The sequence below is a fragment of the Prevotella marseillensis genome (genome assembly GCF_900625065.1).
Classification (GTDB): Bacteria; Bacteroidota; Bacteroidia; order Bacteroidales; family Bacteroidaceae; genus Prevotella; species Prevotella rara.
Genome location: NZ_UYXY01000001.1, coordinates 1,252,932 through 1,271,422, shown reverse-complemented (window position 1 = coordinate 1,271,422; position 18,491 = coordinate 1,252,932). Strand labels below are relative to the sequence as shown.

The window sequence follows — 18,491 nt, the reverse complement described above, 5'->3', positions numbered from 1 at the left end:
TTATATTGTATAAAGATATTCTTCTTTAAAACATTTTTATGGGATAAAAGTAAGTCTTGCCGGCTTCGTGTATTTCAGAAATCGACAAGACTTACTGCCAAAATAATCTGTAAAGAGATTATCCTTTATATCTCAACACAGGTTGTTTGGCTGCCAACACATCATCTACACGTCCTATTGGGGTGTTGTGAGGTGCAGTTTTAACAAGTTCAGGATTATCTTTTGCCTCTTGGGCTATTATACGCATAATGTTGATAAATTCATCTATAGTTTCCTTGCTTTCCGTTTCAGTCGGTTCAATCATCATTGCTTCATGGAATAGCAGAGGGAAGTAAATAGTCGGAGCATGGAATCCATAGTCCAACAAACGCTTGGCAACATCCATAGTGGTCACACCTGTCGATTTGTCTTTGAGTCCGTTGAACACAAATTCATGTTTGCAAATAGAGGCAATCGGTAGGTCGTATACATCTTTTAGACGTTCTTTAATATAGTTAGCATTAAGTGTTGCTAATGGACCTGCCATCTTTATATTATCTTTTCCTAATGACAGAATATATGAATAAGCCTTTACCGCAACACCAAAGTTTCCTAGGTATGCTCCTACATGAATATCACCTTCACCTTGAGTCTGAACTTTGTAGGTGTCACCTTCTTTGACTACTTTAGGGCAGGGGAGTAGATGTTCCAGCCCTTTTCTTACGCCTACAGGACCACAGCCGGGACCGCCACCTCCATGAGGCGTTGAGAATGTTTTATGAAGATTTATGTGCATTACATCGAAACCCATGTCACCAGGACGGCATACACCGAGCATTGGATTAAGGTTTGCACCATCATAATACATTAGTCCACCGCATTCATGAACTAGCTTAGCTATTTCCGGAATTTCTTTTTCAAACAATCCTAATGTATTAGGATTTGTCATCATCATTGCAGCGACTGTATCGTCAAGCAGTCCGCGAAGATCGTTTACGTCAACAATTCCTTCTACTGTACTTTTTACCTCAACAATCTCAAGTCCACATACTGCAGCAGAAGCAGGATTTGTTCCGTGAGCAGAGTCAGGTATAATTACTTTTACACGTTTGTGGTCGCCTCGGCTCTCATGCCATGCACGAATAATCATAAGACCGGTCAACTCTCCGTGTGCACCTGCAAAAGGATTCAATGTAAACTCTTCAAGGCCTGTTATTGCAGCAAGTGATTTTTGGAGGTTATAATAAACCTCCAATGCACCTTGGCATGTATTTTCTGGTTGTAGTGGATGCAAAGCTGTAAATGCATCTGCTGCAGCCATTTCTTCATTTATTGAAGGGTTATATTTCATAGTACAGCTTCCTAAGGGATAGAAGCCGTTGTTAACACCAAAGTTGTTTCCGCTAAGATTTGTATAATGACGTACAACTGTAAGTTCATCACATTCAGGAAGCATGGCATCTTTGCTTCTTTTCATTTCTGCGGGCAGAGTATAATTGCCGAATTTATTTTCTGGCATCGAGTAGCCCTTTCTTCCGGGGTGAGATAACTCGAATATTAATTTGCCATATAATTTGTTATTCATGATTGTGCTTTTTCAGATTGTTAAAATAACGGTTACATGTTTATTTGCATAGATCAACTAATTTGTCTATTTCTTCTTTAGTGCGGTTCTCTGTTACTGCAAACATTATTGTGTCATCTGCTACTTTTATACCGCCCAGAATACCATTGTCCATTAGTTTTTTCTGCAGCTCGTCTACGTTCCCGTCATATTTGACGCAGAATTCATTAAAGAAAGGCTTGTCGTATGCGAGTTTAAAGTGTCCCGTATTTTTAAGTTGATCACAAAGATAGTGTGCTCCGGAATATGATAGAGTTGCAGCCTCTTTAAGGCCTTCTTTGCCCATCACTGACATATATATTGTAACAAATAATGCCATCAAACTTTGATTTGAACAAATGTTTGATGTTGCCTTTTGGCGGCGTATATGCTGTTCTCTTGCTTGTAATGTAAGTACAAAAGTGCGTTGTCCTCTGCTGTCACGTGTTTCTCCGACAATACGTCCTGGCATTTTGCGCATAAGCTTTTCTGTACAGCATAAATATCCGATATATGGACCTCCGAATGACATTGGAACACCTAAAGACTGGGCCTCACCTACAGCGATATCAGCTCCAAGTTCTCCTGGGGTCTTTAGTAGTGCTAAGTCAGCTGCTACGCTATTCATAATCATTAAGGCCTTATGTTCATGGCATTTATCTGCCAGGCCATCATAATCTTCAATTATTCCGTAACGATTGGGCTGTTGTACAACCACTCCTGCGACATTTCCTTTTTCAAGCAGAGAAGACATTGATTTCATATCTGTAACTCCCTCTTCCTGCTTTACCATTTCTATTTTGATATTGTGGAAATGAGCATATGTATTAATAACTGCAAGAGTCTTTGGATCTATCGTTTCAGATACAAGCACTGTATCTGCTTTTCTTGCAGCTCCGAATGCCATCATTACAGCTTCTGCAGTAGCAGTCGTACCATCATACATTGATGCATTTGAAACATCCATACCTGTCAGTTCTGTCATCATACTTTGATATTCAAAGATATAATGTAACGTTCCTTGTGAAATCTCAGCCTGGTATGGCGTGTAACTTGTCAGGAATTCAGAACGTTGTATTAATTGTGGTATTATTGCTGGGGTATAGTGGTCGTATACTCCTGCTCCGGCAAAACATGTGTATTTCTTGTTCTTCTCGCCAATCTTGCTGAATAATTGACGTATTTCTACTTCGCTTTTGGCTTCAGGTAATTCATACTGGTCCTTAAAGATAATCTCTTCAGGTACTTCGGCATAAAGTTCTTTCAGCGATTTAGCTCCGATGACATTGAGCATTTGTTCAATGTCTTCTTCTGTATGAGGAAAATATTTGTAAGCCATTAGGATTTAAGGTGTAAGAGTTTGTATATGTTTACGATAAATATAAAGAAGTATTTGGAGTTAATTGAAGTTTTAATCTTTAGGTTGTACATATATTTATGGCTATCAAAATCAGATATTTTAGATTTTTATTCACCCTTTTGTACGAAACAAGACATGCACGCTTCAATTAACCCCAAAATATTGACGTAATTTTTATTTCTCACAGAAATTCTTATAAGCTTCTGCGTCCATAAGTTCGTTGAGTTCTTCTTTATTTGTCAGTTCAACCTTTATGATCCAGTTTTCATATGCATCCTTGTTAACAAGTTCTGGTGTATCTTCAAGGTTTTCGTTAATCTCAACGACAGTTCCGCTTACAGGAGATATAAGGTCGCTTGCAGCTTTTACGCTTTCAACAGCACCGAAGTCTTCGCCTGCTTCGATTTCGTCGTCAACTTCAGGCATATCAACATAAACTACGTTTCCAAGTGCATTTTGAGCGTAGTCTGTGATACCGATATAACCATATTCACCTTCAACTCTTACAAATTCGTGTGACTCAGAGTAATAGAGTCCTTCAATAACTTTTGCCATAATATTATCTTTATTTTTAGTTGTTATTTATGTTTTAATCTTATAAAATATTGCTGTATAATGAGCTATATTTTTATTTCTTATAATGTTTTTGATAGAATGCTTTTTTCACAATAGTTCCTGGATAAGATTTCTTGCGAATTTGCACTTCAACTTGATTGCCAAGTTTTGCACATTCTGCATCAATTAAGGCCATGCATACACTTTTCTGAGTGGATATTGATTGGTAGCCTGTTGTAACCTTTCCTATTTCCTTGCCATTGCATGTTACTGTATATCCATGACGTGGTACCGCTTTGTCATGCAGTTCTATACCTGCTACCTTTAGCTTAATTCCTTCTGCCTTTTGTTTCGCAATAGCTTCTTTTCCAATAAATTCTGGTTTGTCGAGTTTACAGAACATGCTCAGACCAGCCATAACAGGTGTTATCTTGTCGCTTAGTTCGTTACCATATAGAGGAAGTCCTGCTTCAAAACGTAAAGTATCACGGCAGCCAAGACCACATGGTTTACAGCGTCCGCTCTTCATTAATTCATCCCATGCTTTTCTAATATATTCATGGCTACTATAGATCTCAAATCCGTCTTCGCCAGTATATCCAGTACGGCTTATAATTGTTTCTACACCATCTATCATTACAGTTTTAGCTGTATAGAATGTAAGGTCACTACATTCTTGACCTAAAACCTCTCTCATGACATCTTCTGCCTCAGGACCTTGCACTGCCAACTGGCCGTAATAGTCTGAACGGTTTGTTATCTCAACGTCATAGCCTTTTGCATTATCGTTAATCCATTTAGCATCTTTATCTATATTGGCTGCATTTATTACAAGGAAGAAGTTGTTTTCTCCCATTTTATATACTAAAAGGTCATCTACAACACCGCCATCTTCATACAGCATCATGCCATAGTAAACTTTGCCTACTGTGGCGTCTTTAATGTCATTTGTAAATATATGACTTACATATTTCTCTGCATCATTACCTGTAACGGTTATTTCGCCCATATGTGACACATCAAACACTCCACAATGCTGTCTTACCGCATTGTGTTCATTGATGATTGATGTGTACTGAATTGGCATATCAAAACCGCCGAAGGGTTGCATTAGCGCTCCGGCCTCAACATGCTTGTCATGCAGACAGGTCTTTTTGTTTTCCATATTTTCTAAGGTTTTTAAATGTTTTTAGTTTATTATGATATTAATAAATTCGTCTTTATTTAAGTTCATTATGACATCATCAAGCTGTTCCGGCAACGCTTTTTCAATACACTCCTTATCCAATTTCACATTTTTAAGCCGGTTTTTAATGCTTTCGTTTATATCACCTGTGATTAGGAAATCACCCAATATTTCAATATCTCTTATTATGCCATTTTTTATATCCATCCTCAACTCAAAATCTCCTGCATGTTCAATTCTTTTACGTTTAATAACAGTATATTTGGGGTTGTTGCCGTAGATGAACTCGGTTGAAAGATATTCTTTTTCAATTTCTTTGATTTTTTCGACATCTTCTTCCGTTAGTACGATTTCCTTATCACATAAGTTCTTCTTCACATATTCTTTAAATTCATCAATATTAAGGCTGATATAGTCTTTTAGAAGATTTATCCTCTGTCTTATGCTCTTTATTCCTTTGCTCATCAGTTTTTCGTCTGATGGAGTAATACTTCCTACCATGTTTTGCATGTCTGTATCATAGAGCATGGTGCCATGTACTATATTTCGTCCAGGTATATGATAGAATGCATTTCCGGATACCTTCTTACCATCAATCAGAATGTCATTACGCCCGCTTGTTGTGGCTTCGACGCCTAATTTTCTAAGTAAATGTATTACGGTGTTAATGTATCGGTTGAAAGTGAAGCCTACACTTTCTTCACTTGTTATGTATGAAAACATGATGTTGCTCATGTCTGCATATACACACCCTCCGCCACTTTTGCGTCTATACATCTTTATGCCATTCTTGCGACAATATTCAATGTTTACTTCATTCTCAATCAATTGATTGCGCCCAAATATCACAGATGGCTCAACTTGCCATTGAAAGAAACAATCATATTCATTGATGTTTCTGGCTGCGTATTCTTCCATGGCAAGATAAAAAGATAACTGCCTTGTGCTATTCTCCGGTAGAGATATGTATACCATATAATTGTTGTCTTTCTTTTTTAAGGTTTCTTCTGCAAGTATGTAGTAGTGGCTTAGGTCACTATTTTTTCATGCAGATTTTAGGTTCTAAACTTGAATAGGATAATTTTAAATCCTATACAAAGATAAATAATTAATTGTTTATTAACAAGCATGTGGTGAAAAAATAATAGAAAATTAAACTTTTGTAATAAAACATCTTTTGCCATAATCATTTTTTACACCTTAACAAGATTGATAATTTGACACAATTAACTTGATTGTCGCTAGAAACGTGAAAATTGTATTTTCCATGACTGTTAATGTGAAATCATTATACGTATTTGATGTATCAAAGTGTAAATTTATATATTTGATTTGATATATGTGTTATTTGGGTAAACATAGTAATATATAAGATAAAAAATAAGTATGTATTATTTATTTGAGATTTACTATGGATAGTTTTTGTCAATAATATAGCAAAGAAACGGAACTTCTGTATATAAGAAATTCCGCTTCTTTGCTATATTATATAATTGTAGATGTTATTCGTATCCTTTAAAAATAACTTTCTCAGCTTTTCTTGACTCGTCATTATATATTGTCATTTTTATAACAAGGCTGCCGCATTGAGGTGTTTTAAGTTTGCTTCCATCTATCGCATAATAGTTTATTTGTTTTACCTTTTTATTTGTATCTGCAATATTAGGCGTTTCTATTGCCGAGACATCAGAATTATTAATGTCATAATTTACATTTACAGTTTTAACAAATTCATAGAGTAAATTTTCATTAACTGAAATATTACCTGTACTGGTGTCGTATTCTGCAGCCCATATTGCCATCGGATTGAAGGCTATTTCACCTTTTTCCATATCAATGGTTGCATGTATCATACCCACATTGCTTGTCTCAGGATAAGACATTCCTGTGGGCATGTTTGTCTCAACGTCATACTCACATCCTGTGAGCATTCTATACGTACCATCATTGGCATGTCCTGTTAGTGTATATCTAAACATTACTTCGTTAACATCTTTGTTGATTGTTCCACTCAAATGTACACCATAACCATATTGATCTGCTTGCAATATGTTATAAATATCAATGGTATTTCCATTTATTGCTACATAAGAGGGTCTAGACTCGATATATTCATCTTGATTGCCTGTGGAACCAACATATGAAGTGTTGTTTGATTGGCCATTACAACGTACTATACGTGACCCATTAGAGAATGTAACCGTCTGTTTTTCTTCGCCTTGTACAGCAACTAGCATGAGGTCTGTATTACATTCCCAAGTATTATTGCCAATATATTTATATTCAATAGGCCTTAAGATTTCTTCTCCGGCTTCAGAATCCCAAGGATATAAATATACCATATATGTTTCCATATCAAATACAGGAATACCTGATGGAATACTAATAGAACCTGTGTTTTCGTTATATTCAGCATTAAAATCAATACATCCATTCATATAAAACCCGCTTACCGAGATAGAACTATTGTCTGTTGGTACAATATTAAAAGGTTTTATTGTTGCCAAACTTTTTTCTCCGTTATATTCTTGCGAATTTAATACTAAAAAATCGCCTTCCATTTCCCCTATTGTAGGGATTGTCGTTGTTTCTTGTGCGCAAACAGGTGCTGTAATAGCAATTATTGTTGCAAAAATAATATTTTTAATCATAATTTATTGAATTATTATTTTTCTAATTATTGATTTTGTCTTTTCACCAGAGATTTTAAATATATATACACCATTATGAATACAATCTGTATCGAATACGATTTCTTCCCCGGCATTAATGTCGCTAATTGTATGTTTTGCTACGCATATTCCTTGAAGATTATATAATTGCATACAGATGTTTGTATCATAAAAGCCTGGAACAACTTTTATCTGTTTACCATTAAAAATAATCATATGAGGATTGTTTATGACAGTAGGCTTGATCTCGCTTGCTTGTTGTATACATTCTTTAATACCTTCATATGCGTCAATCTTGCCATATCCCCAATTGTTCGTAGGAATCTCTTCACCTGTATATGAATCGTGACGTGAAGTTTTTTGCATTATTTTTAATGCATCTTCTGGTGTAAGATAAGGATAAGCCTGCAACCATGTTGCCACTACTCCTGTAATGAAAGGTGAAGCCATTGATGTTCCTTGCATATAACCATATTCATATTTATTACCGTTCCAGTTTATTGTACAATATGTTGTTTTGTCGCCTGTATAATAGTTTGACAGGGATGATTTAATGAATGTACCAGGAGCTGTAATATCAGGTTTAATTCTTCCGTCTGCAGTAGGTCCATGGCTAGAGAACGATGCTAATCTATTAACTTTCTCGTCAATGTAGTGTGGAACTCCGAATTGCAACCAATAATCACATGTCACATATGCTCCAGCAGACAAAATTCTTTTTCCTGTACCGCCAATTTCTCCAACAGTCATGTCATCATTACCGTCTACAAATCCTTTAAGGCCATAGTTGCTGAATTGTGAATATATATTTTCCGTCCACATATTTATATCACCTTTATTTGATGATATAATATATAAGCCATGATAATAATTTGGCGTATTCAAATAATTGAAATTCAACATGAGATGTGTTTTACCATTTATAGGATTTATTTCACCGGTAACGGATAAATTTCCGGAAATAGAATCATTGTCAATTGTGAAGTTGTATGAACGGTTGTCGCATTGTGTTATATTAAATATTGCAGGCTCATAAACTTTCTTTATGGTATTATTGTTGGCTCTGTATACAAATGGGATAAACTTAATCGCCATATCTTTGTCGCACCATATTTCTACTGTTCCTGATTGTGGATATGTGTATTTAAAATCGAGAAATGTTGCAAGAGTATCAGTCTTTTCTCCGTTAAATGTTTTTTTAACGTGACATTTTGAGCCTCCATCATTTCCGGCAGCTCCAACAAGGATACGTCCTGGACCGAGCATCTCAGACGTAAGTAAATCAAAGGTGGATGAACCATCGCGCGGTCCAAGGTGGCTGCCAAGACTTAGATTTACGACACAAGGTTTATTTACAGATTTTGCATAATCAAAAATATATTTCACGCCATCAAGAACCGCAGTGTTATCACTGTTTATAAGTTCGTTGCCATTAAGAGACACCAATACTATTTCGGCATCTGTGGCTACACCATATACATTTTTGTCATCTGTATTATCTGCTCCTGCTGCAATGCCCAATACATGTGTTCCATGTGTCGAATTACTAGTGTCAGTTACCTTTGTTAGAATATCTTCTGTTGTTGTGTATTCACAACCATAACCGAAATCTTCCGGAGGGGTTCCTTGGATATTTTGATCCCATACTCTCTTTATTCGCAACACTGATTTATCCCGTGAATAAAAATTAGGATGCCCAAATTCAAAGCCATTATCAACCACACCTATCACGACGTCTTTACCTCTATATTCCTCAGGAAGTGACATCCCTTTTTGAATGTCGGTAACTCGGGTTTCTTCGCGAGCTTTGTCGAGATTTTTTCTTATAGGGGAACCCATTTCAATATATTTCACTCCGTCTAAAGCTACAATATTGTCGAGTTTTTCCAATGGAATGTCGGCCGTAAGAATATTTCCTAATATAGTTCTGATATTAACTCCAAATTTTCTAAGGATATCTGAATCATATCCGTCATAAAGATGAATAAAGGCTGATATTATAATTTTTTCTTTATTATCATCTTGCTTAAAATAATAAGCACTTCTTAGACGTTGAACATCAGATATATTTTCTTTCCTAACAGTCTCTACAAATTGTTGGGTATATGGAGACAATTTGCATTGTCCCCATATTGAGAGTGATGTTGCAGTTAGTACTGCAAATAACAATATTGTTTTTATTCTCATATGTTTTTCCTATTTTATTGAATTATAATCTTATGAGTAGAACAACCATCTCTCACTATATATATGCCAGATTTAAGAGAACGGTTGTAAGCAGTTTCTGTGAAAGTATCAATAAGCATGCCGTCACTTGTATATAGAGAAATCTTGTCCATATGAGGATTTTGTATGACTATGTTGTTTTTGCTTGTGCTGATTGTTATGCAATCATTACTTTTAACAGTCTTGACATCAGTTGCAATATCTAGTCTTATATCAAACAAATACAAAAATTCATGGAATTTAGGTGATGTTACATGGAAGCCATAATAATATATACCATCTTCTTCTACGGTTATCGGAATCGAATATTCTGTTACAGGATTTTCTTCTGTTGCTCCTGGAACTTCCGGTATATTAATTAATTGTAAGTTCTGTTCTTCTGGTGTACGCCCTTTACCAAAGGTAACTTCCATTGATTCTGGATATTGTGGTAATGATGAATAAGCCTTAAACTTTAACATGTAGCTTACACCTTTCTTATAATTGATAGGAGGAGCTATCATCCAATCGTCTGCATCTTTGTTTTGATTAAAAATATATACTGCACTTCTTGTATTTGAGTCATACCCCCAACAATAACCGTCACCATTTGAATCAAGTAGGGTATAGTAATTGAGCATGTCTGCAGGATCTGTAAACATTCCTCCATATGGAGGAGTCAGTGGAGTGCCAATGATTAGGTTGTTCGAGAATCCCCAATCTCCTTCTTTGCCATTATACATTGATGTCACTGTATATACGTAACGTGTCATGTCTTCAGGGTGAGTCTCTGTAAACTTACACTCCTTAAGATTTTCAGCTACAGTTATTTCATTTGGATATCTTATAACTTTATATGTGATATTATCTTTGTCGATGGCATTTCCGTTAATACCTTCTGTTGGAGCCTCCCATGTCAGTGTAGTTGTAAGACCTTCATATGTAAGTCTTATATTCTGTGGCGCCTTAGGCAAATCATAGCCTACATAGAATGTACGTTTGATAGTTGGACCTTCTCCATATTCATTAGATATAGTTATTGATACCGTATGGTTGTCATTAGGCAAAATAATTTCCTTACTTTTGAACAAAGAACCTGGAGCCGCTGTACTGTCAATAAGAGTTTGGCTTCCTTCTGTTATTCTAACTCTCAATTTATCATCTGTAAGAGGGGTTCCTAGGTAGCTGTTAGATGGAATCTGAAATTGGAAGAAACCAGCCACAGAACCTTCGTTAGGAGTGATAAAGTTAAAGTCTGAAACAATTCCCGGTGCACCATCATTAGGTTCTTTTAACCATGCACCGCTGACCTGGTATGTTCTTGTAAGATATGCAACAATGGTTCCTTCTGCGTTTGTAAGATTCAGCTCGACGATAGGGGTGTATTCTCCATCAAGTATCATGCTACTACTTTCGAATATCCAATACACCTTACCGGTAGCCCTATTTATGAACATTGCCTGTTCTGTTCCGTTGTTTACTAAATAGTCTTCAGGACCAATAAGATTCTTGCCCGTAATCGCTTTAACTCTTACAGCCATACCATCAGATTTTCTTATCTTGTATAAATATTGGTTATAATCCTCAGTGTCAATAACCACACTATACAGCATTCCGTTATTGGTTGAAACTAGAGTTTTAAAACGTAGTTTGCTGTCAAAGTCTTTACCTATTCTTTGCATATCTCCAGTTTCTGGGTCTATTTCAACTAAATGAGAAGTTGTAAAGTCTACTACAATGCCATATATTTTATCATTTGTTACATCATAGGCCAATGATGTCGTTGTGCATTGGCAGTTGTCCTCTAGTTCTTTTTCATATAACACATCATAAGTATTTCCATCAAGTATCGTCCATACAGGTTTTTGTTTTGGAAGATTTGTCTCATCACTATAAATATTGCAATAAATTTTTCCATTGTGATATACTCCACCTCCTGATATATAGCGATTGAATAATACGCTATTATCATCTGGACGATAATTATTCTCTATACCGAATTTATATAGGCCAGGGATCATATCGTCAATTTCATTTATAGGTGAAAATGTAATAAATCCATACATATCTACACCTTCCATTGATATAGGCTGGCCGTATTCTTGTGACATCGTTGCATTAACACAGCCACAGAACATTGCTGTTAGCAATATAATTTTTTTTAGTATGTTCTTCTTCATAATTATTGTATTAAGTTTGGCACAGTCTCACAAAATGAGACTGTGCTGTAGGTTTAATTTATTTCTTTACTAATTTCATTGAAAGTGTATTTCCATCATTTGTCATGGCCTTGACGATGTAAATGCCTCTACATAGCTCAGCCAACGAAATTGTATTATTTAAACACTGTGTATTGAGAACATTTTGTCCTTGTACGTTAAACACTGATACAGATTTAATATTATCGGGAACGTATAGTGTTGATGTTGAAGATATATAATGCATCTCGCATTTTTCTATGTTCTCTTTAATGTCAGTTCCTTCGACTTCCTCAATTTTGAAATCATCGAACGCAATAATTCCTGAATTTGCAGATTCGGCATTAAACTCAAAATAGAAACAATAGTCCATATCATATTCAGGAACATATTTAATAGTAAATTTTGTCCACTCCTTAACCGGTTCGCTGATATTTTGAAGCACAGGAAGTTCTATGCCGCTTTCCTCTTGTGTATATGCCAATATGACATTTGCTGTTGTCTTATTCTCACCGTTTCCTGGCATATATAGATAGAACGAAATTTCATATGTCTTGCCATGTTCAAGCGTAAAATATGGAGTATAAAGAAGTTCATTTCTTCCGCCAATTGTATATTCGTTTGCAACGGCAGCATATTCTCCTGAATGTGCTGTAATTGTGTTATCGGGCATAGTTGTTATATGGAATAGTTCAGAAGATGAAGTTCTGCATCCCCATTTATTCGTAAATAGCGTCGTCTCATTAATATCTGTACGATTTTCAAAATCTTCAGAATATGGAAGAGGCTCAGGCTCGTCTGAAGTAAATAGACGCATTATTTTCAGATTTTTAATTCTGACATTTGTTCCATTCATGTTTTCAATGTGGATGCCAAAGAAATTACTTTCTGATTCAGGATGGAATGTCGTACCGACTTCCATTTGTGTATAATCGTTCATTATTATATCGTTGAACTCGTCTATAATTTCTATTTGATCATTAATAGTTTGGCCATTACCACGAGTAAATTTAATGTTTACGCTTTGATTTAGATCGGTTTCGAATTCGCATAATACATAATATGATTTCGTAGGATCAAGTTTTACCTCTGGTGATATAAGCCATTCGTCTTTACCATTAGTAGTTATTGCTGATTCGTCGTGGCTCCAGGTGTTGCCATCTTCGTCACCGTCAATTGTTTTCCATCTATTATTATCTTCTGCGAAGTCTGCAACATATGTATGTTCTTTGAGATAACCATCAGTGAAACTGCTAATTTTTAAAACACATGATGTTGGTTGACCTATTTCTTTATCAATACAAGGTATTAATTTGTATATTTTCTGTCCTGAAAATTTGCTGTTGTCACTATATGTATAAACGTAGGTTACATCAAGTGGTTTCGTATTATCAGTAACTTTCACAGAATGTTCAGCGATAAATTCATCACCATCATATATTTTTGTATTTATGATAGAACCATTTTGTATTTTCTCGCCTTCTTCATCAACTAAAGGATGTGTCCATTCAAAAAGTACACTCTTGTTTGAATTTATTGCAGATGCTTTTGCATTTAATATTGCAGCAGGCTTTACAGTGGCAATCTGTATCTGTTCATCAACATTGAAATTATCAATAATAATTTCACCTCCGTTTGCTTCATTTGTATTTATTTTTATTGCAAAGCAATAGTCTGAGGTGTTATCTACAGATATTTCAATGTTTTGCTTTATCCAACTTTTGTTTGTAGTTTCGTCAGTCTGCAGAAGTGATTCACCAATTATGTTAGACTCATCTTGCTCTGTTGCTTTATATAAAGAAAGTGTATTCTTCGAATTGTTTTGTGTCATGTTTAACATGAAACTTATATTATAGGTTTTTCCTGATTCTAATGTAAATTTTGGAGTATAAATAATTTCTTCTCTTGCTTCAGGTGCTCCACCTGCTGCATATAATGCATTAGCTCCAGAATATGCTCTAGTTCCAAACGTTTTTGAAACTAAACTAATATTAGATACGTAAAAACCATACTGCGTGCTGCTGCGGCTTATCTTCCATCCATTGGGAGTTGTTGCACTTTGATCAAAGGTTTCAGTGTATGGTATTTCCATTACGGGGACCTCTTTTTCGTCTGTGTCAATATAATAAATACCAACGCCCTTTATAATCATACTATTTGCGGTCTTGCTGTCATGGAAGCCAATATAATATACACCTTCAGTTTCAACACTGAATTGTGGAGTTGTTGTGTCTACATAGCCATTGTAACAAATGTCTTCAAGTGAAATTAATTTTGACGTCATACCGGCAGATGTTTGGCTATTACCCAACCACACATCTAAACTTCCTGCATAATTCATACTTGTTGATACATAAAACTTTATTATATATCTTTTGTTTGGTTCCAATGTGACTCCAGGTGTTATTGCCCAATCGTCATGAATGTCTTTGTTTCCTCGTTTTACAGACATTCCGCCATCTTCGTATGTTATCTGCTGCCAGGTGTTCCCACCGTCTTTATTCTCTACAATCCATTCTGTATAATCATTAGCTGTCATAAATTCACGTACAACAGCAGCCTCACCTTGTACATCATCAAGATTGATTTCAAATTCGACTGGTAATGACTCTATTCCGTTGAGAGAAGCAGTTACCTTATATGTGACAATACCGCCGAAATTCTTTGGGTTATATGTATATGTTCCAGTTGACCCTGCTTCACAATTTTCGACAGAACCAACTCTTACACCATTCTCATATATGTTAATATCTACGGGTGAAAGAATTGGAGCATTAGTTACATCATATGACGGATTCTTCCATTTAAAAGTTACGTTTTTTTGAGTAAAGTTTGAAGATACATCAAGATTTTCCACACTCATTGGTTGTGCTTTTGATGTTTGAACAACTGAGATCTTATTTATTGTCACGATACCATTAGGCACTGGCGTCGTTAAATTAAAACCGATGTATGTAGAAGCCGACTCTGTACAAGTAAAACGAATTATCTTTTCTACAGAACCGCTATTTAGATTTATAGTTTCTTTTGCAAGTTCTTTATCCAGACCTTTAGCGGTTGGTGCAGTTCCATATTTTATAGTAAGTTCGTCGGCTTCAAAAGCGCCGGCTTGAGAGATTGTATATCTTATTAAATAGTCTTTGCCTGCCACCATATCTAACGCAGGAGAAATCAGCCAGTCATCAGCAGCTGACATTGATAAATTCCCGTCATATGATGGACCCGTGTATCCATCTATAATGGCCCATTTTACGTTGTCATTATTTGAGTCTATAATAGTCCATTCTTTAAGAGGATCTGTTCCTGTAAAATCTGTAGTATAGATTTCTGTTTCAGGCGTGATGGTTCCTGCGTATTCTTCAATTGCAAATGAATAAAGTTGAAGAGTGTTTCCACCACTGTTTGATGTGTTGTAGAATGAAAAATAATAATCTCCGTCTGCACCCGGAGTGAAATAGTTTTCTTCAATATTTTCTCCACTATTAATTAAATTCAACTGTTTTAATGGAGTCATATTGGTCTTATCTGTTCCTTGGGTAAGTGTTACAACATCATATCCTTTGGGATAGCCTTGTACAGCTACATTGGTTGTAATCTTATAAGTGACACCGCCTTTTAAGCTTATTTTAGGAGAAAAGTAATCATCATCATTCTGGCCTGTCAGGGGCATTTCCAACATCGGACCGAAATTATTAACAGGCGTCCATGTATGTGAATCTCTATTATTGTCAACTGCAGTCCAATCAGCATAGTCGGTTGTCAAATCTACATGATATGGGATGCTGACGATAGGTTCATCGGGGGGATCAATAACGCTTCCTCCTTCTTCATATAATTTAAATTCAAATAAAAGAACAGTCCCGTTAAATTGTTGGCTGGTACAATGAAAAGCAAAATAATATTTACCGTTTTCATTGACTTTTATTTCAACTTTTTGTGCTGCAGGATACTCCGAATTGTCATTTAATGTTACATCCGAAAGTTTTGAAAATGCAGTCATATCACTGTTTGACGTCCCATATTCAAACGATACAGTGTTTGCGTTTCCGTCAGATTGACTACATATATTGAATTCAGCAGCATATGTTTTTCCTGCCTCTAGAGAAAAATCTGGTGAGATATAATAATCGTTACTGGCTGATGAATAATCCATCTTAAGGACAATGCTGCCATAATATTTTCCTTGGATATAGGCCCATTTTGGCATATAAGTCCATGTGTTCCCAGGAATGGAACTTTCATCTACTGCAGTCCATCCTTCCTGGCTGTCTGCAAAATTAATGCTATAAGGTAATGCCGTTTGCGCCTTACCTACATTTATTCCCGTTAAGATAATAAATGTGAAAATTAAAAATGTAAGTTTTCTCATACCACTTATTATTTTTAGGTTATGTAATAAATTAAACCATGTATGGATAATTATTTACCCAATATGGCTATATATTGTCTGATAATAATGTTGAGTATAACAATTTCGTTGTATATATGACTCTATTTTATCTTTATAATATGTGTATCGTTTCTTATTGAAGTGATACGCATATCGAGTCATAGACATTAATAAAAGGTACTATTTTGAGGCTAGTTTCACACTCTTAAGTATCCTATTAACAAGGCTTAATGAAATATAAATATTCAATAATGTGTTTATTCCTAATATTAATTGGGGAAAAATAGTCCTATAGTCTTTTCTGTGTTATTATAATTAAGACAGTCAAGGCAGGTTTAATTATATCTAATTCACTTTAGTGTATATAGACCTCCAAGCAAGTAATCACTTGCTATCTTACCAATACTTACTTTTTGAATATTGCGACCAGCTCTGTTGCCAGTCAATTTGTTGATTGCAAATTCAGGTAATTCATCCATATGTTTATTGCGTTTAGTCTCATCTTGCAGTTCAAAGATGCCAAGTTTATGTGTGTAAAGTTAGACAAAAATATTTTAAATCAAAAGAATTTGTAGACATTTTTTTTATTTTTAGTCAAAAAAAATAATATAATGTAAATTAACACTTAAGGTTTTCCGCCAGTTTGTGTCCTCTTTTTCTCTGTTATTTTAACTAATTCAAATTATTTCATTATTTTGACAAAAAGGAAGTTTACATCCTATTATACAATTAATTTTAATTGCATGCTATAACACTTATGTATATAATTTTTGAAAAGAATGTTATTTTGCAAGAATAATAAATACACGTTGCTATCATTATGTGCAGTAATATTAAATAATTGCATGTTTTATTACGTATTTTTGTCCTTTTTGTCGGAATTATAATAAATAGTGCTTGAATTAGTAAAATGATATGAATTATGTCAATACAATAAGATGAAATCTGCTGCAAACATATAATTTGTAGTATTTCATTTTTTATATACCTAATTCTTGTTTCTGAATTAGGATAGATGTATGAAAATACTAACTAATTTTTATAGACCGACATGAATAGAAAACTATTCATATCGGTCTATTCAATAGCTTTTTTAAAGAATTTTTTGTTGTAGTATGAATTTGCAGTATATAATGCTGCTGCAGGATTGTTTCCTGTGACACGGTCTTTAGTTACAAGTGTTGTTACATAAGCGTTGGAGTATTTATAAAATAGGCTGTCGTGACCAACGCATAATCCGATAACAACATTTAGATCTGTGTTGGCTTGATTGAGCAAGCGGGCTTGTAATATAGGATTGCACATAGCTGCACCGATATTTTCACATTCAGAAGGTATTCCGACCGACGTTTTAGACTGCCCGGCAACTTTACAAATAACAGCAAATGGCTCAAATCCATTTGCGCGCAATATCTTTGCAAAGATACGTGCTTCATTAATTAAACCGATACAGTTGGCTATGCCGATACGTTTTGCATTTATTTTATGTGCAAATTCCATAATTTCTTGCACTCTTGTCCATTTGCAATACCCTTCATATTCTACTTCGGCACTTGCAATCATTATGGCTTTATTGTTGGATTCCTCATATTTTTCCAATGCCCATAACCTGTCGCTTTCATCCAAATTTGTTGTAAGACAGAATTCTGGATATGTACGATTTTTATATTTGCAGTTTTGTGTGCCGCAATCCACGCAACTATGCTCATTATTTATTCCTTTTTCCATGCTGTCTATATATTTAAATTTTGCTGATGGCAAAAGTACATTATTTATTTCGTATCTATATCATTATTTTGTAATTTGTTTGAACATCAATACTCGATAATAAATATTTTCTGTACATGTATTTTTTTGCTTATAGTCCGTATTGGATTGATAATATGCTCATCCCGTTTCTTTGATCTATTATGATATTTGCAACACACTTTTTCCTTAAATATCATAATGACAATAATAACGTGCAGTTGCTTTCCATCTGATTTCCTATAAAGCTCTCAGATTGAGATATTTGAAAATATAAATCATTTGTTCTGTAAAAATCGTCTTTCTATGTGTGCATAAGCAAGCGTTTGATTTACAGAGGATTATATGATTTTATGAATTTATGTGCAATAAAATGAGCCTGATATTATGCAAAAATGACCTTATTTTAATATGAAAACTTGCCTATGTACACCATTAAAACTACTGAATTGAATCATAAAAGTGGCTGAATTGCATTATAAAAGTGTGCCATTTATTTAATAACGTAAATATATTTTACCTAATCAGCATATTTTAAGGTTCTTGTTTTTCTAATTTTGCAGGAATTTATGACAAAACGAGAATGACATAATGACA

The 18,491-nt window shown here is 34.9% G+C and carries 10 protein-coding genes; all 10 read right to left on the bottom strand.

Features of this window, described 5'->3' with window-relative positions; genetic code table 11:
* Positions 1-118: 118 nt before the first annotated feature.
* The 10 genes from gcvPB to EJL04_RS05305 all read right to left on the bottom strand — a co-directional run bounded on the left by gcvPB (position 119) and on the right by EJL04_RS05305 (position 17,876).
* A complete protein-coding gene (gcvPB, locus tag EJL04_RS05350; protein WP_125104306.1) occupies positions 119-1,564 on the bottom strand; it encodes an aminomethyl-transferring glycine dehydrogenase subunit GcvPB in 1,446 nt (481 codons plus the stop codon).
* A gap of 40 nt (positions 1,565-1,604) precedes the next feature.
* Positions 1,605-2,921 carry an aminomethyl-transferring glycine dehydrogenase subunit GcvPA gene (gene gcvPA, locus EJL04_RS05345; protein WP_021855444.1) on the bottom strand — a complete coding sequence of 439 codons (1,317 nt, stop codon included), beginning with the start codon at positions 2,919-2,921 and terminating at the stop codon, positions 1,605-1,607.
* Positions 2,922-3,116: 195 nt separating this feature from the next.
* Complete coding sequence (gene gcvH, locus EJL04_RS05340) at positions 3,117-3,497, bottom strand: glycine cleavage system protein GcvH (RefSeq protein WP_021855443.1); 381 nt, start codon at positions 3,495-3,497, stop codon at positions 3,117-3,119.
* Positions 3,498-3,570: 73 nt separating this feature from the next.
* Positions 3,571-4,662 carry a glycine cleavage system aminomethyltransferase GcvT gene (gene gcvT, locus EJL04_RS05335; RefSeq protein ID WP_125104305.1) on the bottom strand — a complete coding sequence of 364 codons (1,092 nt, stop codon included), beginning with the start codon at positions 4,660-4,662 and terminating at the stop codon, positions 3,571-3,573.
* Between the two features lie 24 nt (positions 4,663-4,686).
* Positions 4,687-5,658 (bottom strand): lipoate--protein ligase, encoded by a 972-nt coding sequence (locus tag EJL04_RS05330; RefSeq protein WP_125104304.1) that lies wholly within the window; start codon positions 5,656-5,658, stop codon positions 4,687-4,689.
* A 527-nt stretch (positions 5,659-6,185) separates the two neighbouring features.
* The gene (locus tag EJL04_RS05325) at positions 6,186-7,334 is read right to left on the bottom strand and encodes a hypothetical protein (protein ID WP_125104303.1); all 1,149 of its coding nucleotides are present in this window, start codon (positions 7,332-7,334) and stop codon (positions 6,186-6,188) included.
* Between the two features lie 3 nt (positions 7,335-7,337).
* Complete coding sequence (locus tag EJL04_RS05320; protein ID WP_125104302.1) at positions 7,338-9,542, bottom strand: S8 family serine peptidase; 2,205 nt, start codon at positions 9,540-9,542, stop codon at positions 7,338-7,340.
* A gap of 14 nt (positions 9,543-9,556) precedes the next feature.
* Entirely contained in the window at positions 9,557-11,740 is a 2,184-nt protein-coding gene (locus tag EJL04_RS05315) for a hypothetical protein (protein WP_125104301.1), read from the bottom strand.
* A 58-nt stretch (positions 11,741-11,798) separates the two neighbouring features.
* Positions 11,799-16,127, bottom strand: coding sequence for a T9SS-dependent choice-of-anchor J family protein (locus tag EJL04_RS05310; protein WP_125104300.1), 4,329 nt, complete (start codon positions 16,125-16,127; stop codon positions 11,799-11,801).
* A 1,098-nt stretch (positions 16,128-17,225) separates the two neighbouring features.
* Positions 17,226-17,876, bottom strand: a complete 651-nt coding sequence (locus EJL04_RS05305; RefSeq protein WP_021853502.1) for a DUF1847 domain-containing protein — start codon at positions 17,874-17,876, stop codon at positions 17,226-17,228.
* Between the last annotated feature and the right edge of the window lie 615 nt (positions 17,877-18,491).

Excerpts from the sequence above, each read along its gene's own strand:
- gcvPB (WP_125104306.1), bottom strand. The coding sequence starts at position 1,564 with ATGAATAACAAATTATATGGCAAATTAATATTCGAGTTATCTCACCCC.
- gcvPA (WP_021855444.1), bottom strand. The coding sequence starts at position 2,921 with ATGGCTTACAAATATTTTCCTCATACAGAAGAAGACATTGAACAAATG.
- gcvH (WP_021855443.1), bottom strand. The coding sequence starts at position 3,497 with ATGGCAAAAGTTATTGAAGGACTCTATTACTCTGAGTCACACGAATTT.
- gcvT (WP_125104305.1), bottom strand. The coding sequence starts at position 4,662 with ATGGAAAACAAAAAGACCTGTCTGCATGACAAGCATGTTGAGGCCGGA.
- EJL04_RS05330 (WP_125104304.1), bottom strand. The coding sequence starts at position 5,658 with ATGGTATACATATCTCTACCGGAGAATAGCACAAGGCAGTTATCTTTT.
- EJL04_RS05325 (WP_125104303.1), bottom strand. The coding sequence starts at position 7,334 with ATGATTAAAAATATTATTTTTGCAACAATAATTGCTATTACAGCACCT.
- EJL04_RS05320 (WP_125104302.1), bottom strand. The coding sequence starts at position 9,542 with ATGAGAATAAAAACAATATTGTTATTTGCAGTACTAACTGCAACATCA.
- EJL04_RS05315 (WP_125104301.1), bottom strand. The coding sequence starts at position 11,740 with ATGAAGAAGAACATACTAAAAAAAATTATATTGCTAACAGCAATGTTC.
- EJL04_RS05310 (WP_125104300.1), bottom strand. The coding sequence starts at position 16,127 with ATGAGAAAACTTACATTTTTAATTTTCACATTTATTATCTTAACGGGA.
- EJL04_RS05305 (WP_021853502.1), bottom strand. The coding sequence starts at position 17,876 with ATGGAAAAAGGAATAAATAATGAGCATAGTTGCGTGGATTGCGGCACA.